Origin of the sequence: Variovorax stachyos (genome assembly GCF_051400855.1) — a bacterium.
In the GTDB taxonomy this organism is placed as follows: domain Bacteria; phylum Pseudomonadota; class Gammaproteobacteria; order Burkholderiales; family Burkholderiaceae_C; genus Variovorax.
In genome coordinates this window covers 92,545-108,221 of record NZ_JBLFFN010000006.1, presented here as the reverse complement: position 1 = coordinate 108,221, position 15,677 = coordinate 92,545, and the positions used below count along the sequence as shown (strand labels likewise).

Here is a 15,677-nt window from a genome sequence, read left to right as displayed (position 1 = left end):
CGCGCTTACATTTCCCGGATGAAGCACGCGACCCTGCGCCAGCTGAAGGTCTTCGAGGCGGTCGCGCGGCTGCTGAGCTTCTCGCGCGCCGCGGAGGAGCTCCACCTCACGCAGCCGGCCGTCTCCACCCAGATCCGCAAGCTCGAGGAGCATGCCGGCAACGTGCTGTTCGAGCAGTTCGGCAAGAAGATCTACCTGACGCCGGCCGGCACCGAGCTGCTCGCCATCAGCCGCGCCATCATCCAGCAGTTCGAGGCGGCCGAGCACGCGATGACGCAGTTCCGCGGCGTCTCGGGCGGCCGGCTCAACGTGGGCGTGATCAGCGCCGGCGACTACTTCTTTCCGCGGCTGCTGGTGGAGTTTGCCGGGCGCCACCGCGGCGTAACGCTGAACTTCACGGTCCACAACCGCGAGGACCTGCTGACCCGCATCGCCGAGAACCTCACCGACCTGGCGATCATGGTGCGCCCGCCCACCGGCATGGACACCGTCCACCAGCCCTTCGCGCCGCATCCCTACGTGATCGTCGCGGCGCCGAACCATCCGCTGGTCGGCACGAAGAACATTCCATTGACCAGGCTGATGCGCGAGCCCTTCGTCGTGCGCGAGAAAGGCTCCGACACCTGGCACTCGATGGAGGACGGCTTCGGCGGCGACCTGCGCGGCCTCAACATCGCGATGGAGATCCGCAGCACCGAGACCATCAAGCAGGCGGTGATCGCCGGCATGGGCGTGAGCTTCCTGTCGGCGCACACCATCAGCCAGGAGCTGAAGGCCGGCAGCCTGCGCGTGCTCGACGTGCAGGGCTTTCCGCTGATGCTGAACTGGTACGTGGTGCACCTGCGCACCAAGCGCCTGCCGCCCGTGGCGCAGGCCTTCAAGGACTTCCTGGTGAGCGACGGCGCCGCGCTGATCGCGCAGATCGTGCCGCTCGACGCGGCGCACTAGCGGTTTCGCTCAGCGCAGCCCGGTGCGCGAGGCGCGCGAGCGCAACCAGGCGGCGCGCGCCGCATTGCTGGACTCGACGCGTTCGGCCGCGAGCTGCAGGGCTCGCATCTGCTGGACCTCTTCGACCAGCGCGTTCGGGCCGAGCAAGGCCTTGAGGAGTTCACGAGCCTCCGCGGCCAATGCCCCGAGGAAGCGGGTCCGGGCACCGGTGGCGCGACTCGAGCTCAAGGTTCGTTGAAGGATGGACATGGCGGTTTCCTTGGAAGACGGGAGATGCATTGATCTTCGGCTCGGCTTTCCAATAAGTACAACGAGATTTATTGCCAGTTGAATGCAAAAATCATGCATTCAACCAAACAGGTGCCGCCGTGGACATCAATCTGGCCCGGACCTTCCTGGAGATCGTGGAGACGCGCAGCTTCCAGCGCGCGGCAGAGCGCCTGCACGTCACGCAGACCTCGGTCAGCGCGCGCGTGCGCACACTCGAGCAGCTGCTCGGCCGCAGGCTCTTCGTGCGCAACAAGGCGGGCGCCGTGCTCACTCCGGCCGGCGAGCAGTTCCTGCCGCACGCGACCACCTTGGTGCAGGTCTGGGCGCGTGCGCGCCACCAGGTGGCGGTGCCGACCGGCAGCCGTGCCGTCGTCGCGATGGGCTGCGAGATCAGCCTGTGGGATCCGCTGCTGCTGCGATGGCTGCTGTGGATGCGCGCCGCCGAGCCCAAGCTGGCGCTTCGCACCGAGGTGGGCGAGCCCCCGGACCTGCTCGACAAGGTGGCAGCGGGCGTGCTCGACATCGCCGTCGCCTATGCGCCCCAGCAGCGGCCCGGCCTGCGCGTGGAGCTGCTGATCGAGGAGAAGCTCGTCATGGTCACGACCGCGAAGCGGCCGCGCGTGCCGGAGCCGGCCGACTATGTGTATGTCGACTGGGGACCGGAGTTCGCGGCGCAGCACGGGCTCGCCTTTCCCGAGCTGTCGAGCGCCGCGGTGATGGCCGGGCTGGGGCCCCTCGGCCGCGAGTACCTGCTCGCGGCCGGCGGCACCGGCTACTTCCGGCTCGACGTGGTGCGCGGGCATCTCGAATCGGGCCAGCTGAGACGCGTGCCCCGCACGCCGGAGTTCCTGTATCCGGCCTACGCGGTCTACGCAGTGGGGGCCGATGCGCGCATCGTCGAGCCTGCGCTCGAAGGCCTGCGGCGGGTTGCGAGCGCCAGCCCTGGTCCGTGAGGACGACGTACCGCGCAGGCGGCAGCGACGCCCGGTGGACCGAGAAGGCCTGCGGCTCTAGTGCGCGCCCGGCATTGCCGGACTTTGCCGCTGCGACTGCAGCAGCGATTCGTAGTACAGGCACAGCGGCATGGCAATGAACACCATGCCCGCGACATAGATCACCAGGCTCGTCACGGGGAAGTCCGCCCCGCCCCAATACGGGATCGATGCGAGCGCCGCGCCGAGGGCGATGATCGCAATCACCCCCTCCAGCGCGTAGCGCATGCAGGTGGTCCAGTGCTCGCGCGTGTCAGCACGCGCAAAGCCGTCGCCCAGGTCGCCCTTGTCTCCAACTTTGTCCATGGTTTTCCTTGGTTGAGGCGCTGGCGATTCTTATCATGCGGGTCGGCCGAGGACAAGAGCAGTTGCTAGCATGCGCCTCTGGAGACAAGGGCCGAGCCTTTGTTCGACACTCTCTTTGGAACCCTCCATGAAAAAAGCAGGACTCGTCGGCCTGGGCGCCATGGGCGCTGGCATTGCGGCCACGCTGCGCAGCAAGGGCTATGAAATGCACGTGTGCGATGCGCGTCCAGGCGTCGCCGCCGCCTTTGCCGAGCAGGGCGGCGTCGCCTGGGCCACGCCGGCGCAGGTGGCGGCCCAATGCGAACTGCTCGTGTCGGTCGTGGTCAACGCCGAGCAGACCGAGGCCGTGCTGTTCGGGGAGCAGGGCGCGGCTGCCGCGATGAAGCCCGGCAGCGTGTTCGTGATGTGCTCCACCGTAGACCCGAACTGGTCGATGGCGCTCGAGGAGCGCCTCGGAACGGCCGGCATCCACTACGTTGATGCGCCGATCTCGGGCGGGGCCGCCAAGGCCGCGAGCGGCCAGATGACGGTGATGAGCTCGGCGAAGCCGCAGGCCTATGCCGGGGCCGATGCGCTGCTCGACGCCATGGCCGGCAAGGTGTACCGCCTGGGGGACCGCGCCGGCGCCGGCAGCAAGGTGAAGATCATCAACCAGCTGCTGGCCGGCGTGCACATCGCCGCCGCGGCCGAGGCCATGGCCCTGGGCCTGCGCGAGGGCGTGGCGGCCGAGGCGCTGTACGAGGTCATCACGCACAGCGCGGGCAACAGCTGGATGTTCGAGAACCGCATGGCCCATGTGCTGGCGGGCGACTACACGCCGCTGTCGGCGGTCGACATCTTCGTCAAGGACCTCGGCCTGGTGCTCGACACGGCGCGGGCCAGCAAGTTTCCGCTGCCGCTGGCCTCCACCGCGCACCAGATGTTCATGCAGGCCTCCAGCGCGGGCTTCGCCCGGGAGGACGACAGCGCCGTGATCAAGATCTTCCCGGGCATCGAGCTGCCCTCGCCTTCCAACGCCGACAAGAACGAACCATGACCTTGCTGCTGGGCTGCATCGCCGACGATTTCACCGGCGCGACCGATCTCGCCAACAACCTGGTGCGCGCCGGCATGCGCGTGGTCCAGGCCATCGGGGTGCCGAGCGCGCCGCTTGCCACCGATGTGGATGCGGTGGTGGTGGCGCTCAAGTCGCGCACCATCGCGCCGGCCGAGGCGGTGGCGCAGTCGCTCGCCGCGCTGCGCTGGCTGCAGGCGCAGGGCGCGCGGCAGGTCTACTTCAAGTACTGCTCCACCTTCGACAGCACGCCGCAGGGCAACATCGGCCCGGTGACCGAGGCGCTGATGGAGGCGCTCGGCACCGACTTCACCATCGCGACCCCCGCCTTTCCCGACAACAAGCGAACCGTGTTCAAGGGCTACCTGTTCGCGGGCGAGGTGCTGCTCAACGAGAGCGGCATGCAGAACCATCCGCTCACGCCGATGACCGACCCCAACCTCGTCCGTGTGCTGCAGGCGCAGACGCACCGCAAGGTAGGGCTGATCGACCATGCGGTGGTCGCCCGCGGACCGGAGGCGATCCGCGAGCGCATCGGCGCGCTGCGCGCCGATGGCGTGGGCATCGCCATCGTCGACGCGGTCTCGAACGAAGACCTGCTGCGCCTCGGCCCCGCGCTGGCGGACCTGCCGCTGGTGACGGCCGGCTCCGGCGTGGCCATCGGGCTGCCGGCCAACTTCGGCATCACGCCCTCCACCGAGGCCGGCGCGCTGCCGGCAGCGGGCGGCTTGCGCGCCGTGGTTTCCGGCAGCTGCTCGCTGGCCACCAATCGGCAGGTGCGTCACTTCATCGAATCGGGCAGGCCGGCGCTGGCGATCGATCCATTGGACATCGCGAAGGGCGTGGATGTGGCCGCCGAGGCACTGGCCTGGGCCGCGCCCTTGCTCGAGGACGGCCCGGTGCTGGTCTATTCGACGGCGGACTCCGGGGCCGTGCAATCGGTCCAGGGCCGGCTCGGGGTCGAGGAGGCCGGAGCGATGGTGGAGCGCACCATCGCTGCCATCGCCCGCGGCCTCGTCGCGCAGGGCGTGAGGCAGCTGGTGGTGGCGGGTGGCGAGACCTCCGGCGCCTGCGTGCAGGCGCTGGGCATCGGGCAACTGCAGATCGGCGCGCAGATCGATCCCGGCGTGCCCTGGTGCCACGCACGGGCCGAGGGCGGCGTCGGCCTGCACATCGCGCTCAAGTCCGGCAACTTCGGCACCGACGACTTCTTCACGAAAGCATTTACATTGCTCGGATGAGTGAAAGCCAGGCACGCGAAGAGATCTGCCGCATCGGCCGCAGCCTGTTCGAGCGCGGCCATGTGCACGCCACCGCCGGCAACATCAGCATGCGGCTGGACGACGGCTATCTCATCACCCCGACCGATGCCTGCCTGGGTTTCCTCGACCCGGCTAAGCTCGCCCGGCTCGACGCCAGCCTCAACCAGACCGGCGGCGACCGCGCCAGCAAGACCATCGCGCTGCACGCCCGCATCCACGCCGCCGCCACGCGCTTCGACCCCGGCACGCGCTGCGTGATCCACACCCACAGCACGCACTGCGTGGCACTCACGCTGGACGCGCCGGGCGAGGAGCTGCTGCCGGCACTCACGCCCTATTTCGTGATGAAGGTGGGTCATGTGCCGGTGGTCCCCTACCACCGACCCGGCGCGCCCGAAGCGGCCGAGCAGGTGGCGCAGGCCATCGAGCGCTACGGAGAGCGCGGCACGCCGATCCGCGCTGTGATGCTGGAGCGCCTGGGCCCCAATGTCTGGCACGACACGCCCGCCGCCGCCATGGCCGTGCTGGAGGAGCTCGAAGAGACTGCCCGGCTTTGGTTATTGAACAAGCAGTCGGCGCAGCCGCTGGCGCCGGCACGGATCGACGAGCTGCGCCGCCACTTCGGCGCGCGCTGGTAAGAGAACGAAGGACACATCCCATGCCACGGTTCGCCGCCAATCTCTCGATGCTCTATCCCGAGCTCGATTTCCTCGACCGCTTCGAGGCCGCCGCAAAGGATGGCTTCCAGGCGGTCGAGTACCTCTTCCCCTATCCCTACGAGCAGCGCGAGCTGGCGGCCCGGCTCTCGGCGAACGGCCTGCAGCAGGTGCTCTTCAACGGCCCCCCCGGCGACTGGGAGGGCGGCGAGCGCGGCCTGGCCTGTGTTCCCGGGCGCGAGGCCGAGTTCCGCGAGGGCCTGCTGAAGGCCCTGGACTATGCCGAGGCCCTGGGCTGCCCGCGCGTGCACGTGATGGCCGGCCTGGTCCCGGCCGCCGTGGAGCGAGAGGCGGTGCAGCCCACCTACATCGACAACCTGCGCTGGGCCGCGGCCGAGGCGGCCAAGGCCGGGCGCGATCTGCTGATCGAGCCCATCAACACGCGCGACATCCCTCGCTTCTTCCTGAACCGCCAGGACCATGCCCACGAAATCGCCGAAGCGGTGGGTGCGCCCAACCTCAAGGTGCAGATGGACCTGTACCACTGCCAGATCGTCGAGGGCGACGTGGCGATGAAGATCCGCAAGTACCTGCCCACCGGCCGCGTGGGGCATTTCCAGATCGCGGGCGTGCCCGAACGCCACGAGCCCGACGTCGGCGAGCTGAACCACCCCTACCTGTTCCGGGTGATCGACGAGGTGGCGGCGCAATGCGGCTGGGAGGGATGGGTCGGCTGCGAATACCGGCCTGCCCGCGGCGCCGTGGCGCGCGGCACCTCGGACGGATTGGGCTGGCTGCGCGCCCTGCCGCCTGCATGAAGCTCGAGGCGGTACGGATCCCGGCGCGCCTGCGGGGCTTCGAGGCCGGCGAGGCGGAGGTCTTCGACGTGGTGCTCGCCGGCACCCGGGTCGTCTCCGTCGCGCCGAGCTCGCAGCCCGCGCGCGGCATCCTGCTGAGCGCCTTGGTCGATGCACATGCGCACATCGACAAGAACTACACCGTGCGGGAGGTCGGTGCGGCCCAGGGCAACCTCTTCGCGGCGATCGAGCGCATGGCCGCGCACCGCGCCGGCTGGACCGCCGAGGCGCTGCGGGCGCGCATGACACGCGCGCTCGGCGAAGCCTGGCGTTCGGGCACGCGCGCGCTGCGGACGCACCTGGACTGGATCGGCGACGATGCGCCGGCTTCGCTCGCCGTCTTCGAGGCGCTGCGCGCGCAGTGGCAGGGCCGCATCGCGCTGCAGTTCGTCGCGCTGGTGCCGCTCGACGCCTACGCCGACCCGGCCGCCGGCGAGCGCATCGCCCAGGCGGTGCAAGGCGCGGGCGGCGTGCTGGGCGCCTTCGTGTATCGCAACGAAGGCATCGTCTACAAGCTGGGGCGGGTGTTCGACCTGGCGCAGCAATACGGGCTGGCGCTGGACTTCCACGTCGACGAGGGCCTCGATGCCGACGCCACCGGCCTGCGCAGCATCGCCCAACTGGCGATCGCGCGCGGCTGGCACGGGCGCGTGGTGTGCGGCCATGCCTGCTCGCTGTCGGTGCAGCACCAGGACTTCGCCCGCGAGACTCTGGCCTTGTGCGCCCAGGCCGGCCTGCACCTGGTGGGCCTGCCGACGACCAACCTCTACCTGCAGGGCGCGTGGGACCGCACGCCGGTGCCGCGCGGCATCACGCGCATCCGCGAGGCCGCGGCCGCGGGCCTGCGCGCCAGCCTGGCCACCGACAACGTGCAGGACGCCTTCTATCCCTACGGCGGCTACGACCTGGTCGAGACCTTCGGCCTGGGCGTCCAGATGGCGCACCTGGCGCCCGCCGCCGACTGGCTGGATTCGATCACCGTCAGCCCCGCGCGTGCGCTCGGGCTGCCCTGGGACGGCCGCATCGCCCCGGGCTGCCCGGCCGACCTGGTGCTGCTGGCCGCGCGCGACGAATACGAACTGCTGGACGCGGCTGGACGGCGACGCACCGTCATCCGGGCCGGCCAACTGCTGGAGCAAAGCGAATGAGCATGGGCAAACCGATGGCCAACTACGCTGCCGCCAAGCGCGTGGGCGATTTCGTCTTCATGAGCGGCGTGGTTGCGGTCGATCCGACGACCCGGCGCGCGGTCATGGGCTATGAGGACATCCCCGGCGAGGCGCGCGACGCCTTGCGCGGGCTCGGCTATGCCACTGGCCAGATGTCGGTCGACGTATTCGAGGCGCCGGTCGTGGCCCAGAGCTGGTTCGTGCTGGAGCGCATCCGCCAGATCGCGGCCGAGCATGGCGGAACCATGGACGACGTCGTCAAGCTGGTGCAGTACTTCCGCCGCCTGCCCGACTACGCGCTCTACAACCGCGTGCGCGCCCTGTTCTATGCCGGGGAGCCGCCTGTCAGCACGGTGGTGGAGGTGTCGCGTTTCCTTCCGTCGGACGACGTGCTGGTGGAGGTGGAGGCGACGATGTATCTGCCGCAGCACTGACTGGCGCCGGTCGGAACGCAAGGCGCCCGGCGACGCGCCCGGGGCTTGTGTCCGCGCGTCCCTGTGTCGAAAAGGTCTCGCGCAAATCTCGCAAATCGTGGCATTTCGCACAACGGGCGCTCGCCTTTTTGCGTAATCCCCTGAGCCGCTGAGCGGCGTGGATCGTTATCCGAGCTGAGCCCGGCACGATTGATGCAAGGCAATCGGAGAGCGGGGTCCCGCACCAGCTTTTTTTTTGATCCAGGCACCAAGACTTTTGGCCGCCCGCAGGAGACGATCATGTCGCACAGTTCTTCTTCGATGCAGACTGCAGCCGCGTTCGAGATCCGGTTTCAGTCTCTGTTCAACCAGGGCCGCGCGCTGGCCTTTCCGTGCGACAGCACGGGCATGGTCAATCTCGACGCGATGAGCGAGAAGGCCCGCAACAACTACCTCTTCGCGCGCGGCATGATCGGCCGCGAGTACGCGACCCCCTTCGTGCAGCCTCTCGAGCCTCATTGAACAGCGAGTGACGAAGTGGTCAGTCGCTGACGCGATTTGACTGTTCGATGACACCGGGCGCGCGGCGCATTCCGCCTCAGCGGACCCCGGCGCCTTTCAGCAGGAACTCCGTCACCTGCTCGGTCAGATAGCGGCGGTCCTTCTCGTCGCTGGCCGGCGTTTCCCGAAAGAAGGCCACCTGGGCCGCATGATCGGCGTAGAACTGCGTCACGGCCCAGAGATGGAACAGGAAGAGCAGCGGGTCCAACGGGTCCATCAGCCCACGCCCGATCCAGTTCTGGATGACCGCGGCAGCCTGCTGGGTGCGCTGCTTGCTCGTTCCCATCATGTCGCGGATCACCGGCGCCCCGCGCATCATCTCGGCCGCGAAGATGCGCGAGCGCAGCGGATGCTCGAAGGAGAACAGCATCTTGCGGTGGATCAGGTCCGTCAGCACCTTGCGCGGGCCGAAGGCCTCCTCGCTGAATCCGAACACGCCGATCCAGTCGTTGATGATGTCCTGCAGCACCTGGCGGTAGAGCGCCTCCTTGCTCTCGATGTAGTAGTGCAGCTGCGCCTTGGAGAGACCGGCCCGGTCGGCAATGGCCTGGGTCGAGGCGCCTGCCAGGCCGTCCGCCGCGAAGACCTCGATGGCCGCCTGGTAGATCACGCCCAGCATCTGCGTGTACTTGCGCGCCCGGCCGCGGGTGGCTGGCGCATCGGGCTCCTCGGCCATGGCGATGGCGGGGTCCTTGGCGGTGGCGCTGGGTCGGCGGGTCATGGGGACTGCATGGTGCCAGAGCACCGGTGCACGCGGTTCATCGTGGCTCAAAGGTCGAGGACCAGCTCCTCTGCGCGGGCGCGCGAGCAGCACAGCGCCACCTTGGTTGCGCGCTCGCCGCGGGTCAGGCAGAAGTCGCGGTGCTCGGCGCCCGAGCCCTCGGCACCGACCACGCAGGTGCCGCAGAGGCCCTGTTCGCAGGACACCGGGATGTCGATGCCGAAGGCGCGCAGTGCATCGACCGCGCTCTGGTCGGCGCTCACCGGCAGGGTGATGCCGCGCCGGGCGAGCCGCAGCTGAAAGGGCTTGCCGCCGCCGGCGACCGCCTCCGCCGGCGCGGCGAAGTACTCGGCGTGCAGGCCCTCCTCGGGCCAGTGGGCCGCCGCCGCCCGCACCGCCTGCATGAACCCGCCGGGGCCGCAGACGTAGAGATGGCTACCCTCGCGGTACTCTGCCAAAAGCGGGCGCAGGTCGATCTTCTGCGCCGCGCCTGCGGCATCGAAGTGCAGCCGCACATGCCGCGCCAGCAGGGGTGCACGCAGCGCCTCGGCGAAGGCCAGGTGGTCCTCGCTGCGCACGAACAGGCACAGCTCGAAGTCGGCACCGCGGCGCGCCAGCGCCTGCGCCATGGCCAGCAGCGGGGTCATGCCGATGCCGCCGGCCAGCAGCAGGTGGCGTCGGGCCTCGGCGTGGACCGGGAAGGTGTTGCGCGGCACGCTGACCGGCAGCAGATCGCCTTCCCGCACCCTGGCATGCATCGAGGCGGAGCCGCCGCGGCTTTCGGCCTCGCGCTTGACGCCGATCAGGTACGTGGAGGGCGCGGCCTCTTCATGGGCGCGCGCCAGCGAGTACTGGCGCATGAAGCCGCCCGGCATGTGCACGTCGATGTGCGCGCCGGCCTGGTAGGGCGGCAGTGCGCGGCCTGCGGGATGCGCCAGTTCGAAGGACAGGATCTCCGGCGTCTGGCGCGCGATGCGCGCCACGCGCACGGTGAGGGTGCGCTCGGGCATCACTATTTCGCCGCAGCCTTGCGCAACTCCAGCCCGATGCCCTTGTTGACGAACTGCGTGGTGTACGCCTCGGCGTAGTTGAAGTCGCTGGGCTTGTAGAGGCCGGCTGCGACGGTCTTGTCGTAGAAGTCCTTCATCCGCGCGTCGCTGATCGCGCCGATGCCTTGGGCCGCCGCGTCGCCGACGTCGATGTGGGCGCGCAGGATGGGCATGGATTTCTCGATGTAGTCGTCGCCGATGTCGGGATTGATCTTCTTGATCAGCGCGTCCGCCGCCTTGCGATCGCCGTAGAGGTAGTTGTAGTAGCCGATGTTCGAGGCCTCGACGAAGCGGCGCACCAGGTCGGGCTTGTTCTTCACCAGCTCCTGCCGCGTCTCGATCACCATGCCGTAGGTCGACCAGCCCGCATCGGCCAGCGACAGCACCACCGGCTTGAAGCCGGCCTGCTTCTCGACCGCCAGTGGCTCCGAGGTCGCATAGGCCTGCTGCACCGACTGCTTGTCGGCCAGGAACTGGGACAGGCTGTAGTTGTAGGGACGAACCTGCTCGTCGCGCATGCCGTAGGCCTTCTTCATCCATTGCCAGTAGCTGATCTGGCCGTCCTTGGCGAGCAGCACCGTCTTGGCCTTGGTGAGATCCGAAAACTTCTCGATGCCCTGGCCCGGGTGGGCGATGATCGCCTGCGGGTCCTTCTGGAAGTAGGCCGCCACCACCACCGTCGGCACCTTCTGCTTGATGTTGTCGAAGGCCATCAGCATGTTGCCGGTCATCAGGAAGTCGACCTTGCCGGCGGGCAGCATCGGCCGGTTGTTGACCTGCGGACCGCCCTGCTGGATCTCCACGTCGAGCCCATACTTCTTGTAGGTGCCGTCGGCCAGTGCCTGGTAGAAGCCGCCGTGGCCCGGCTGGGCGCGCCAGTTGGTGGCGAGCACCACCTTGTCCTGGGCGGCGGCAGCGAAGGCGCTGCCCGCGAGGAGGGCGGCGAGCAGGGGGCGGGCGAAGAAGGGGGCTTGCAGTCGCATGGTCGGTTCCTTTCGTGGGTGTGTTGTCAGGCCTCGCGGGCCATGGCGGCGGTCCAGCCGCGCGTCTTGCCGGGGTTCATGAGGCCCATCGGATCGCTGCGCTTCTTGAATTCGATCTGCTGGGTGTCGATGGTCTTCATGCCGCCGTCCTCGATGGTCACCACGTGCGGATTGAAGATGACGCAGCCGCCCTGGGACTCGATCTCGCGCATGACTTCGTACTGGTGCGCTTCGCCCTTCCAGCGCACGAGCAGGATCGAGAAGGTGCCGTACTCGCCGCCGGCGCGCGCGAACTCGTGGTGCTGCAGCACGTCGTCGCCGAAGACGGCGATGTGGCGGTCCACCACGGCCGGGTCGAAGGGCTGGGCATAGGCCACCTGGAGGTAGGTCCAGCTGCGGTCCACCTTCAGCGCCTGCAGGGTGGTGTGGTTGTAGGCGCACTCGTAAGCGGGCGGCAGGCCGGCCGCATGCAAGGCGGCCTCGGTGCCCTCGAGCGAGATGCAGCCGCCGTGGCGGGCAGTGAGTGCGCGGAAAGCCGGTATCGAGTCGGGGGCCACCATGGCGAACATGGCATGACGGTCGGTCGGGAAGCGGTCGCCCAGGCTGGCGTAATAGGGCGAGAAGCGCGCATCCACCGCCGAGAGCAGGAACAGGTCGATGGCCGGCGTGCTGGCAGCCACGCCGAACTCCAGGACCTGGCGGTAAGTAGGAAAGAGGGCGATGCAATGCACCCAGTCGACCGCGGGACTCAACGCCACCTCGACATCGAGGATGACGCCATTGGTGCCGTAGGCATGGTGCACCTGCTGGATCTCGTCGCCATGAAGCTCGATCACGCGCGGCTCGCGCTCCACCGACATCACCCGCGCGCGCAGCAGGTTGCCCGGGTCGCGCAGGATGCCGTGGCGGATCGAGCCGATGCCGCCGAAGCCGCCGGCGATAAAGCCGCCGATCGAGGCCACCTGCCAGGTAGACGGCCACATGCGCAACGCCTGGCCGGTCTCGGCGACCGCCTGTTCGATGTCGTGCATGCGCGCGCCGGCCTGCACGCGCACCCGGCCCTCGCCGATCTCCAGCACCCTGCACATCGGCGTGACGTCGAGCACCAGCCCGCCCGCGAGCGGCACGCACTGGCCGTAGTTGCCGGTGCCGCCGGCGCGCACGGTCAGGGGCAGCTTCCAACGGGCGGCGACCGCAGCGGCTTGCCGAACGTCGTCCTCGGTGCTCACTTTGACCACGAGATCGGCCACGCAGCCGGCGAGCTGCTCGGTCAGGATCGGGCTGTACCAATAGAAGTCCTTGGACAGCTGCTTGCGCTGGGCCGGCGAGGCGATGACGTTGAGGCCTCGCAGCTCGCGGGCGACGGCATCCCAGTCCACCCTGGGCGCTCTCATCGCTCCCTCCGCATCTCGCTCTCGTGCCAGTGGCCGAGCACCATGCGAGACAGGGTCGCGAAGACGACGAAGATCGCGATGCCCAGCAGCGACACGAGGAACAGCGCCGCGAACATCATCGGGATCTCGGTGCGAAAGCTCGACTCCAGGATGCGCGAAGCCAGACCGGTCTCTCGCCCGGCGGTGCCGGCGGTGAACTCGGCCACGACGGCGCCGATCAGGCTCAGGCCGCCGGCGATCTTGAGCCCGGCCATGAAGTAAGGCAGCGCGCTGGGCACCAGCAGGTAGCGGAACAGCTGCCACGGCGACGCCTTGTAGAGCTGGAACAGGTCGCGCAGATTGCTGTCGGCGCTTTTCAGGCCGATCACCGTGTTCGACAGGATCGGGAAGAAGGCCACGATCCAGGCACACAGCAGCAGGGCGGCGGTGGTGCTCGAGACATAGATCAGGATCAGCGGCGCGATGGCGATGATGGGCGTCACCTGCAGGATCACCGCGATCGGGAACAAGCCGATCTCCACCCACTTGAACAGCGCAAAGCAGATCGCCAGCAGCACTCCCCCGGCGATCGCGGCCGCCAGCGCCAACAGCGTGAGCTTGACGGTGAACCAGAGTGCGGACGAGAGGGTTCCCCAGTTGTCCACGAGCGTCGTGAAGATCAGGGAGGGGGCGGGGATGATGTAGTGCGGCACGTCGTTCACGCGCACCAGCACTTCCCAAAGCAGCAGCAGGCCGCTCACCAAGGCGGTGGGCACCGCCAGTCGCAGCAGCGATTCGCGCCGCTGCAGCCGCGCCTCGCGCGCCTGCAGCTCGGCGGCGCTGGGCGCGGCCTGCTGCATCTCGGCCAGCGCCCGGTTCTCAGTGATCGATGTCGATGCCATGGAGAGCTCCGTGCAGGGACTGCGACACCGCGGTGCAGTGCGCGTTGTAGCGGGGAGAGGTGCGGAAGGCTTCTCCGCGCGGATAGGGCTCGTCGATGCGGATCTCCTCGACCACGCGGCCGGGGCGCGGCGCCATCACGACGATGCGGTTGGACAGGTAGACCGACTCGTAGACGCTGTGCGTCACGAAGATGATCGAGAAGCGATGCTCGCGCCAGATCGCCAGCAGGTCGTTGTTGAGCCTGATGCGGGTCATCTCGTCGAGCGCGGCGAAGGGCTCGTCCATCAGCAGCAGGCGCGGCTGCGTGACCAGCGCCCGCGCGATCGATACGCGCATCTTCATGCCGCCGGACAACTCGCGCGGATAGACCTCGGCGAAGCGCGACAGGCCCACCCGCTCCAGCGCCTCCTTCACCACCGGCGCCGCGGCGTCACGCGAGACGCCGGCCAGCTTGAGCGGTAGCCAGACGTTGTCGAAGACCCGCGCCCAGGGCATCAGCGTCGGTTCCTGAAACACGAAGCCGAGCTCGCGGTCGCGGTTCGAGGGGCGCGGCTGCGCGGCCGGCCAGCGCAGTTCGCCCGAACTGGCGCGCGTGAGGCCGGCGATCAGCCGCAGGGCCGTGCTCTTGCCGCAGCCGGAGGGGCCGAGAAAGCTGATGAAGTCGTGTTCGCCGCAGTCGAGCGTCATGCCCTGCAGCGCCAGCGTGCCGTTGGCGAAGCGCTTGCCCACATTGCGCAGGCTGACCAGCGGGGCTGCAGTGGTGGAAGGGGTGGCTTGCTGCATGCTTATTGCCATGCCGGCTGGTTGGCCAGGCGCTCCAGCGGGAAGCGGTCGACTTCCTGCAGCAGCTGGACGAAGCGCCGGCCTACGTGGTCGAGCACCGCGGCGCCCTTCTCGGCAGTCGCGCGCGTGGCGTCGCCGGCGGCGCCCTGCGGGTTGATGTCGTGCATCTGCCAGCCCAGCTTGCCGCTCGGGGTGATCGAGAGGAACCTGCTTTCCTCGGCCAGGTCCTCGGTCATCGAGCGGAAGTGGCGGAACTGGGCGGTCTGCACATGATCGGGTGCCAGATGCAGCATGACCGAGCTCTCGAGGTCGCCGGCATGGACGCCGTGCCGCCCTTCGTGCGCGGTGAACAGGCCCTCGGGCAGGCCCAGCGTGTACCAGTTGGCGGCCACCACCATCATGTCGTGCTGCTCGCGCAGGTCGCGCGCCACGATGTCCATCACCGACATCTGGCCGCCGTGGCTGTTGAAGAGCACCAGCTTGCGCACGCCCGCCCGCGCGACGCAGGCACCGATCTCCATCCACATCGCGATCAGCGTGGTTGCCGAGACGGTGAGCGTGCCCGGATAGCGCGAATGCTCGTTGCTCTTGCCGTAGGCCACGGTGGGGAGGAACAGCACGGGCAAATCGCCCGGCAGATGCGGGATCGTCGCGCGAACCATGCCGTCGATGGTGGCGGTGTCGGTCGACATCGGCAGGTGCGGCCCATGCTGCTCGGTGGCGCCCACCGGGAGCACCGCGATCAGGCGCGATCGATCCAGGTGCGAGAAGGCTTCGCTGGTCAGGTCGGACCAGTACCTGCTGAGGGGACGTGTGGTGTTCATGAGACAGGCCGGTCCGCGTGGTGTGTATAGAAAAATTATCCATATGGACAAAAAAACCGACGCCATGGTTTTCCCGAACTTAAGACAGTCATGAGTAAATTTGATCACTTGGTCTACCGAACGCAGGCAACTGTTTTTGTCTGTTCAAGTACCTGAACTGACGATGACGGGCGCATCAGGCGTTGTCCGACAAGCGCGGGGGGGCCCGGGGTCAACAACGAGAACTTCCGCTTTCGAAGGCTTTCGGGCTGCCCAGATCGACGACACAGACGCCCCGGGGCTTTGCTGACGCAAGGAGTCCGACATGAACGTTCCCATGCCCGTGCAGGCGACTGCTGCGTGTGCCGCCATCAACGCGACCCGGCTGCGAGTCGCAGCGCAGATGCAGATCGTGCGGTCCTTCGGCGCGCACCTGGGCGGCGGCCCCGAGCCGTCGGACGACGAGCTGATCCTTTTCGCGCGGCTCGCGGTGTCGGAGATGCGGCTCCAGCGCCGCCTGATGGCGATCTCGCCAGAGCACGACGGCCTGACCGCCGTTCGTTGGGAGCGCTGA

The 15,677-nt window shown here is 68.4% G+C and carries 19 protein-coding genes; 10 read left to right on the top strand and 9 right to left on the bottom strand.

Features of this window, described 5'->3' with window-relative positions:
• Positions 1-18 precede the first annotated feature (18 nt).
• On the top strand, positions 19-948 hold the full coding sequence (locus tag ACMGEZ_RS12985) for a LysR family transcriptional regulator (RefSeq protein WP_436822684.1): 930 nt from the start codon (positions 19-21) through the stop codon (positions 946-948).
• 9 nt (positions 949-957) lie between these two features.
• Here ACMGEZ_RS12985 and ACMGEZ_RS12980 read toward each other — a convergent pair whose 3' ends face one another.
• Complete coding sequence (locus tag ACMGEZ_RS12980; RefSeq protein WP_436822683.1) at positions 958-1,197, bottom strand: hypothetical protein; 240 nt, start codon at positions 1,195-1,197, stop codon at positions 958-960.
• A gap of 119 nt (positions 1,198-1,316) precedes the next feature.
• On the opposite strand from ACMGEZ_RS12980, the gene ACMGEZ_RS12975 reads away from it, so the two are divergent.
• Positions 1,317-2,171 (top strand): LysR family transcriptional regulator, encoded by an 855-nt coding sequence (locus ACMGEZ_RS12975; RefSeq protein WP_436822682.1) that lies wholly within the window; start codon positions 1,317-1,319, stop codon positions 2,169-2,171.
• 57 nt (positions 2,172-2,228) lie between these two features.
• On the opposite strand, the gene ACMGEZ_RS12970 is transcribed toward ACMGEZ_RS12975, so the two are convergent.
• Positions 2,229-2,516: a hypothetical protein gene (locus ACMGEZ_RS12970; protein ID WP_436822681.1), complete on the bottom strand. Its 288-nt coding sequence runs from the start codon at positions 2,514-2,516 to the stop codon at positions 2,229-2,231.
• Between the two features lie 70 nt (positions 2,517-2,586).
• Between ACMGEZ_RS12970 and ltnD the strand changes: the two genes are divergently transcribed.
• The 7 genes from ltnD (at position 2,587) to ACMGEZ_RS12935 (ending at position 8,449) form a co-directional block, all read left to right on the top strand.
• A complete protein-coding gene (gene ltnD / locus ACMGEZ_RS12965) occupies positions 2,587-3,552 on the top strand; it encodes an L-threonate dehydrogenase (RefSeq protein ID WP_436822680.1) in 966 nt (321 codons plus the stop codon).
• A complete protein-coding gene (otnK, locus tag ACMGEZ_RS12960; RefSeq protein WP_436822679.1) occupies positions 3,549-4,811 on the top strand; it encodes a 3-oxo-tetronate kinase in 1,263 nt (420 codons plus the stop codon). Before ltnD ends, otnK begins: the two co-directional genes overlap by 4 nt.
• Positions 4,808-5,470, top strand: a complete 663-nt coding sequence (locus ACMGEZ_RS12955; RefSeq protein ID WP_436822678.1) for a class II aldolase/adducin family protein — start codon at positions 4,808-4,810, stop codon at positions 5,468-5,470. The genes otnK and ACMGEZ_RS12955 overlap by 4 nt, the downstream gene beginning before the upstream one ends.
• 20 nt (positions 5,471-5,490) lie before the next feature.
• Positions 5,491-6,306, top strand: coding sequence for a 2-oxo-tetronate isomerase (gene otnI / locus ACMGEZ_RS12950; protein ID WP_436822677.1), 816 nt, complete (start codon positions 5,491-5,493; stop codon positions 6,304-6,306).
• Positions 6,303-7,493 carry an amidohydrolase family protein gene (locus tag ACMGEZ_RS12945; protein WP_436822676.1) on the top strand — a complete coding sequence of 397 codons (1,191 nt, stop codon included), beginning with the start codon at positions 6,303-6,305 and terminating at the stop codon, positions 7,491-7,493. The genes otnI and ACMGEZ_RS12945 overlap by 4 nt, the downstream gene beginning before the upstream one ends.
• Positions 7,490-7,948, top strand: a complete 459-nt coding sequence (locus ACMGEZ_RS12940) for a RidA family protein (RefSeq protein ID WP_436822675.1) — start codon at positions 7,490-7,492, stop codon at positions 7,946-7,948. The genes ACMGEZ_RS12945 and ACMGEZ_RS12940 overlap by 4 nt, the downstream gene beginning before the upstream one ends.
• Positions 7,949-8,227: 279 nt before the next feature.
• Entirely contained in the window at positions 8,228-8,449 is a 222-nt protein-coding gene (locus ACMGEZ_RS12935) for a hypothetical protein (RefSeq protein WP_068679283.1), read from the top strand.
• A gap of 76 nt (positions 8,450-8,525) precedes the next feature.
• On the opposite strand, the gene ACMGEZ_RS12930 is transcribed toward ACMGEZ_RS12935, so the two are convergent.
• The 7 genes from ACMGEZ_RS12930 to ACMGEZ_RS12900 are packed head-to-tail and all read right to left on the bottom strand — an operon-like array spanning position 8,526 to position 15,124.
• Positions 8,526-9,209, bottom strand: coding sequence for a TetR family transcriptional regulator C-terminal domain-containing protein (locus tag ACMGEZ_RS12930; RefSeq protein WP_436822674.1), 684 nt, complete (start codon positions 9,207-9,209; stop codon positions 8,526-8,528).
• 47 nt (positions 9,210-9,256) lie between these two features.
• Positions 9,257-10,222: a PDR/VanB family oxidoreductase gene (locus ACMGEZ_RS12925; RefSeq protein WP_436822673.1), complete on the bottom strand. Its 966-nt coding sequence runs from the start codon at positions 10,220-10,222 to the stop codon at positions 9,257-9,259.
• Positions 10,222-11,241 carry an ABC transporter substrate-binding protein gene (locus ACMGEZ_RS12920; RefSeq protein WP_436822672.1) on the bottom strand — a complete coding sequence of 340 codons (1,020 nt, stop codon included), beginning with the start codon at positions 11,239-11,241 and terminating at the stop codon, positions 10,222-10,224. The genes ACMGEZ_RS12925 and ACMGEZ_RS12920 overlap by 1 nt, the downstream gene beginning before the upstream one ends.
• Before the next feature lie 26 nt (positions 11,242-11,267).
• Complete coding sequence (locus tag ACMGEZ_RS12915) at positions 11,268-12,635, bottom strand: FAD-binding oxidoreductase (protein WP_436822671.1); 1,368 nt, start codon at positions 12,633-12,635, stop codon at positions 11,268-11,270.
• Positions 12,632-13,516, bottom strand: a complete 885-nt coding sequence (locus ACMGEZ_RS12910; RefSeq protein WP_436822670.1) for an ABC transporter permease — start codon at positions 13,514-13,516, stop codon at positions 12,632-12,634. The genes ACMGEZ_RS12915 and ACMGEZ_RS12910 overlap by 4 nt, the downstream gene beginning before the upstream one ends.
• A complete protein-coding gene (locus ACMGEZ_RS12905) occupies positions 13,494-14,300 on the bottom strand; it encodes an ABC transporter ATP-binding protein (RefSeq protein ID WP_436822669.1) in 807 nt (268 codons plus the stop codon). Before ACMGEZ_RS12905 ends, ACMGEZ_RS12910 begins: the two co-directional genes overlap by 23 nt.
• A 2-nt stretch (positions 14,301-14,302) precedes the next feature.
• Positions 14,303-15,124, bottom strand: coding sequence for a creatininase family protein (locus ACMGEZ_RS12900; protein WP_436822668.1), 822 nt, complete (start codon positions 15,122-15,124; stop codon positions 14,303-14,305).
• Positions 15,125-15,428: 304 nt separating this feature from the next.
• Between ACMGEZ_RS12900 and ACMGEZ_RS12895 the strand changes: the two genes are divergently transcribed.
• Complete coding sequence (locus tag ACMGEZ_RS12895; RefSeq protein WP_436822667.1) at positions 15,429-15,677, top strand: hypothetical protein; 249 nt, start codon at positions 15,429-15,431, stop codon at positions 15,675-15,677.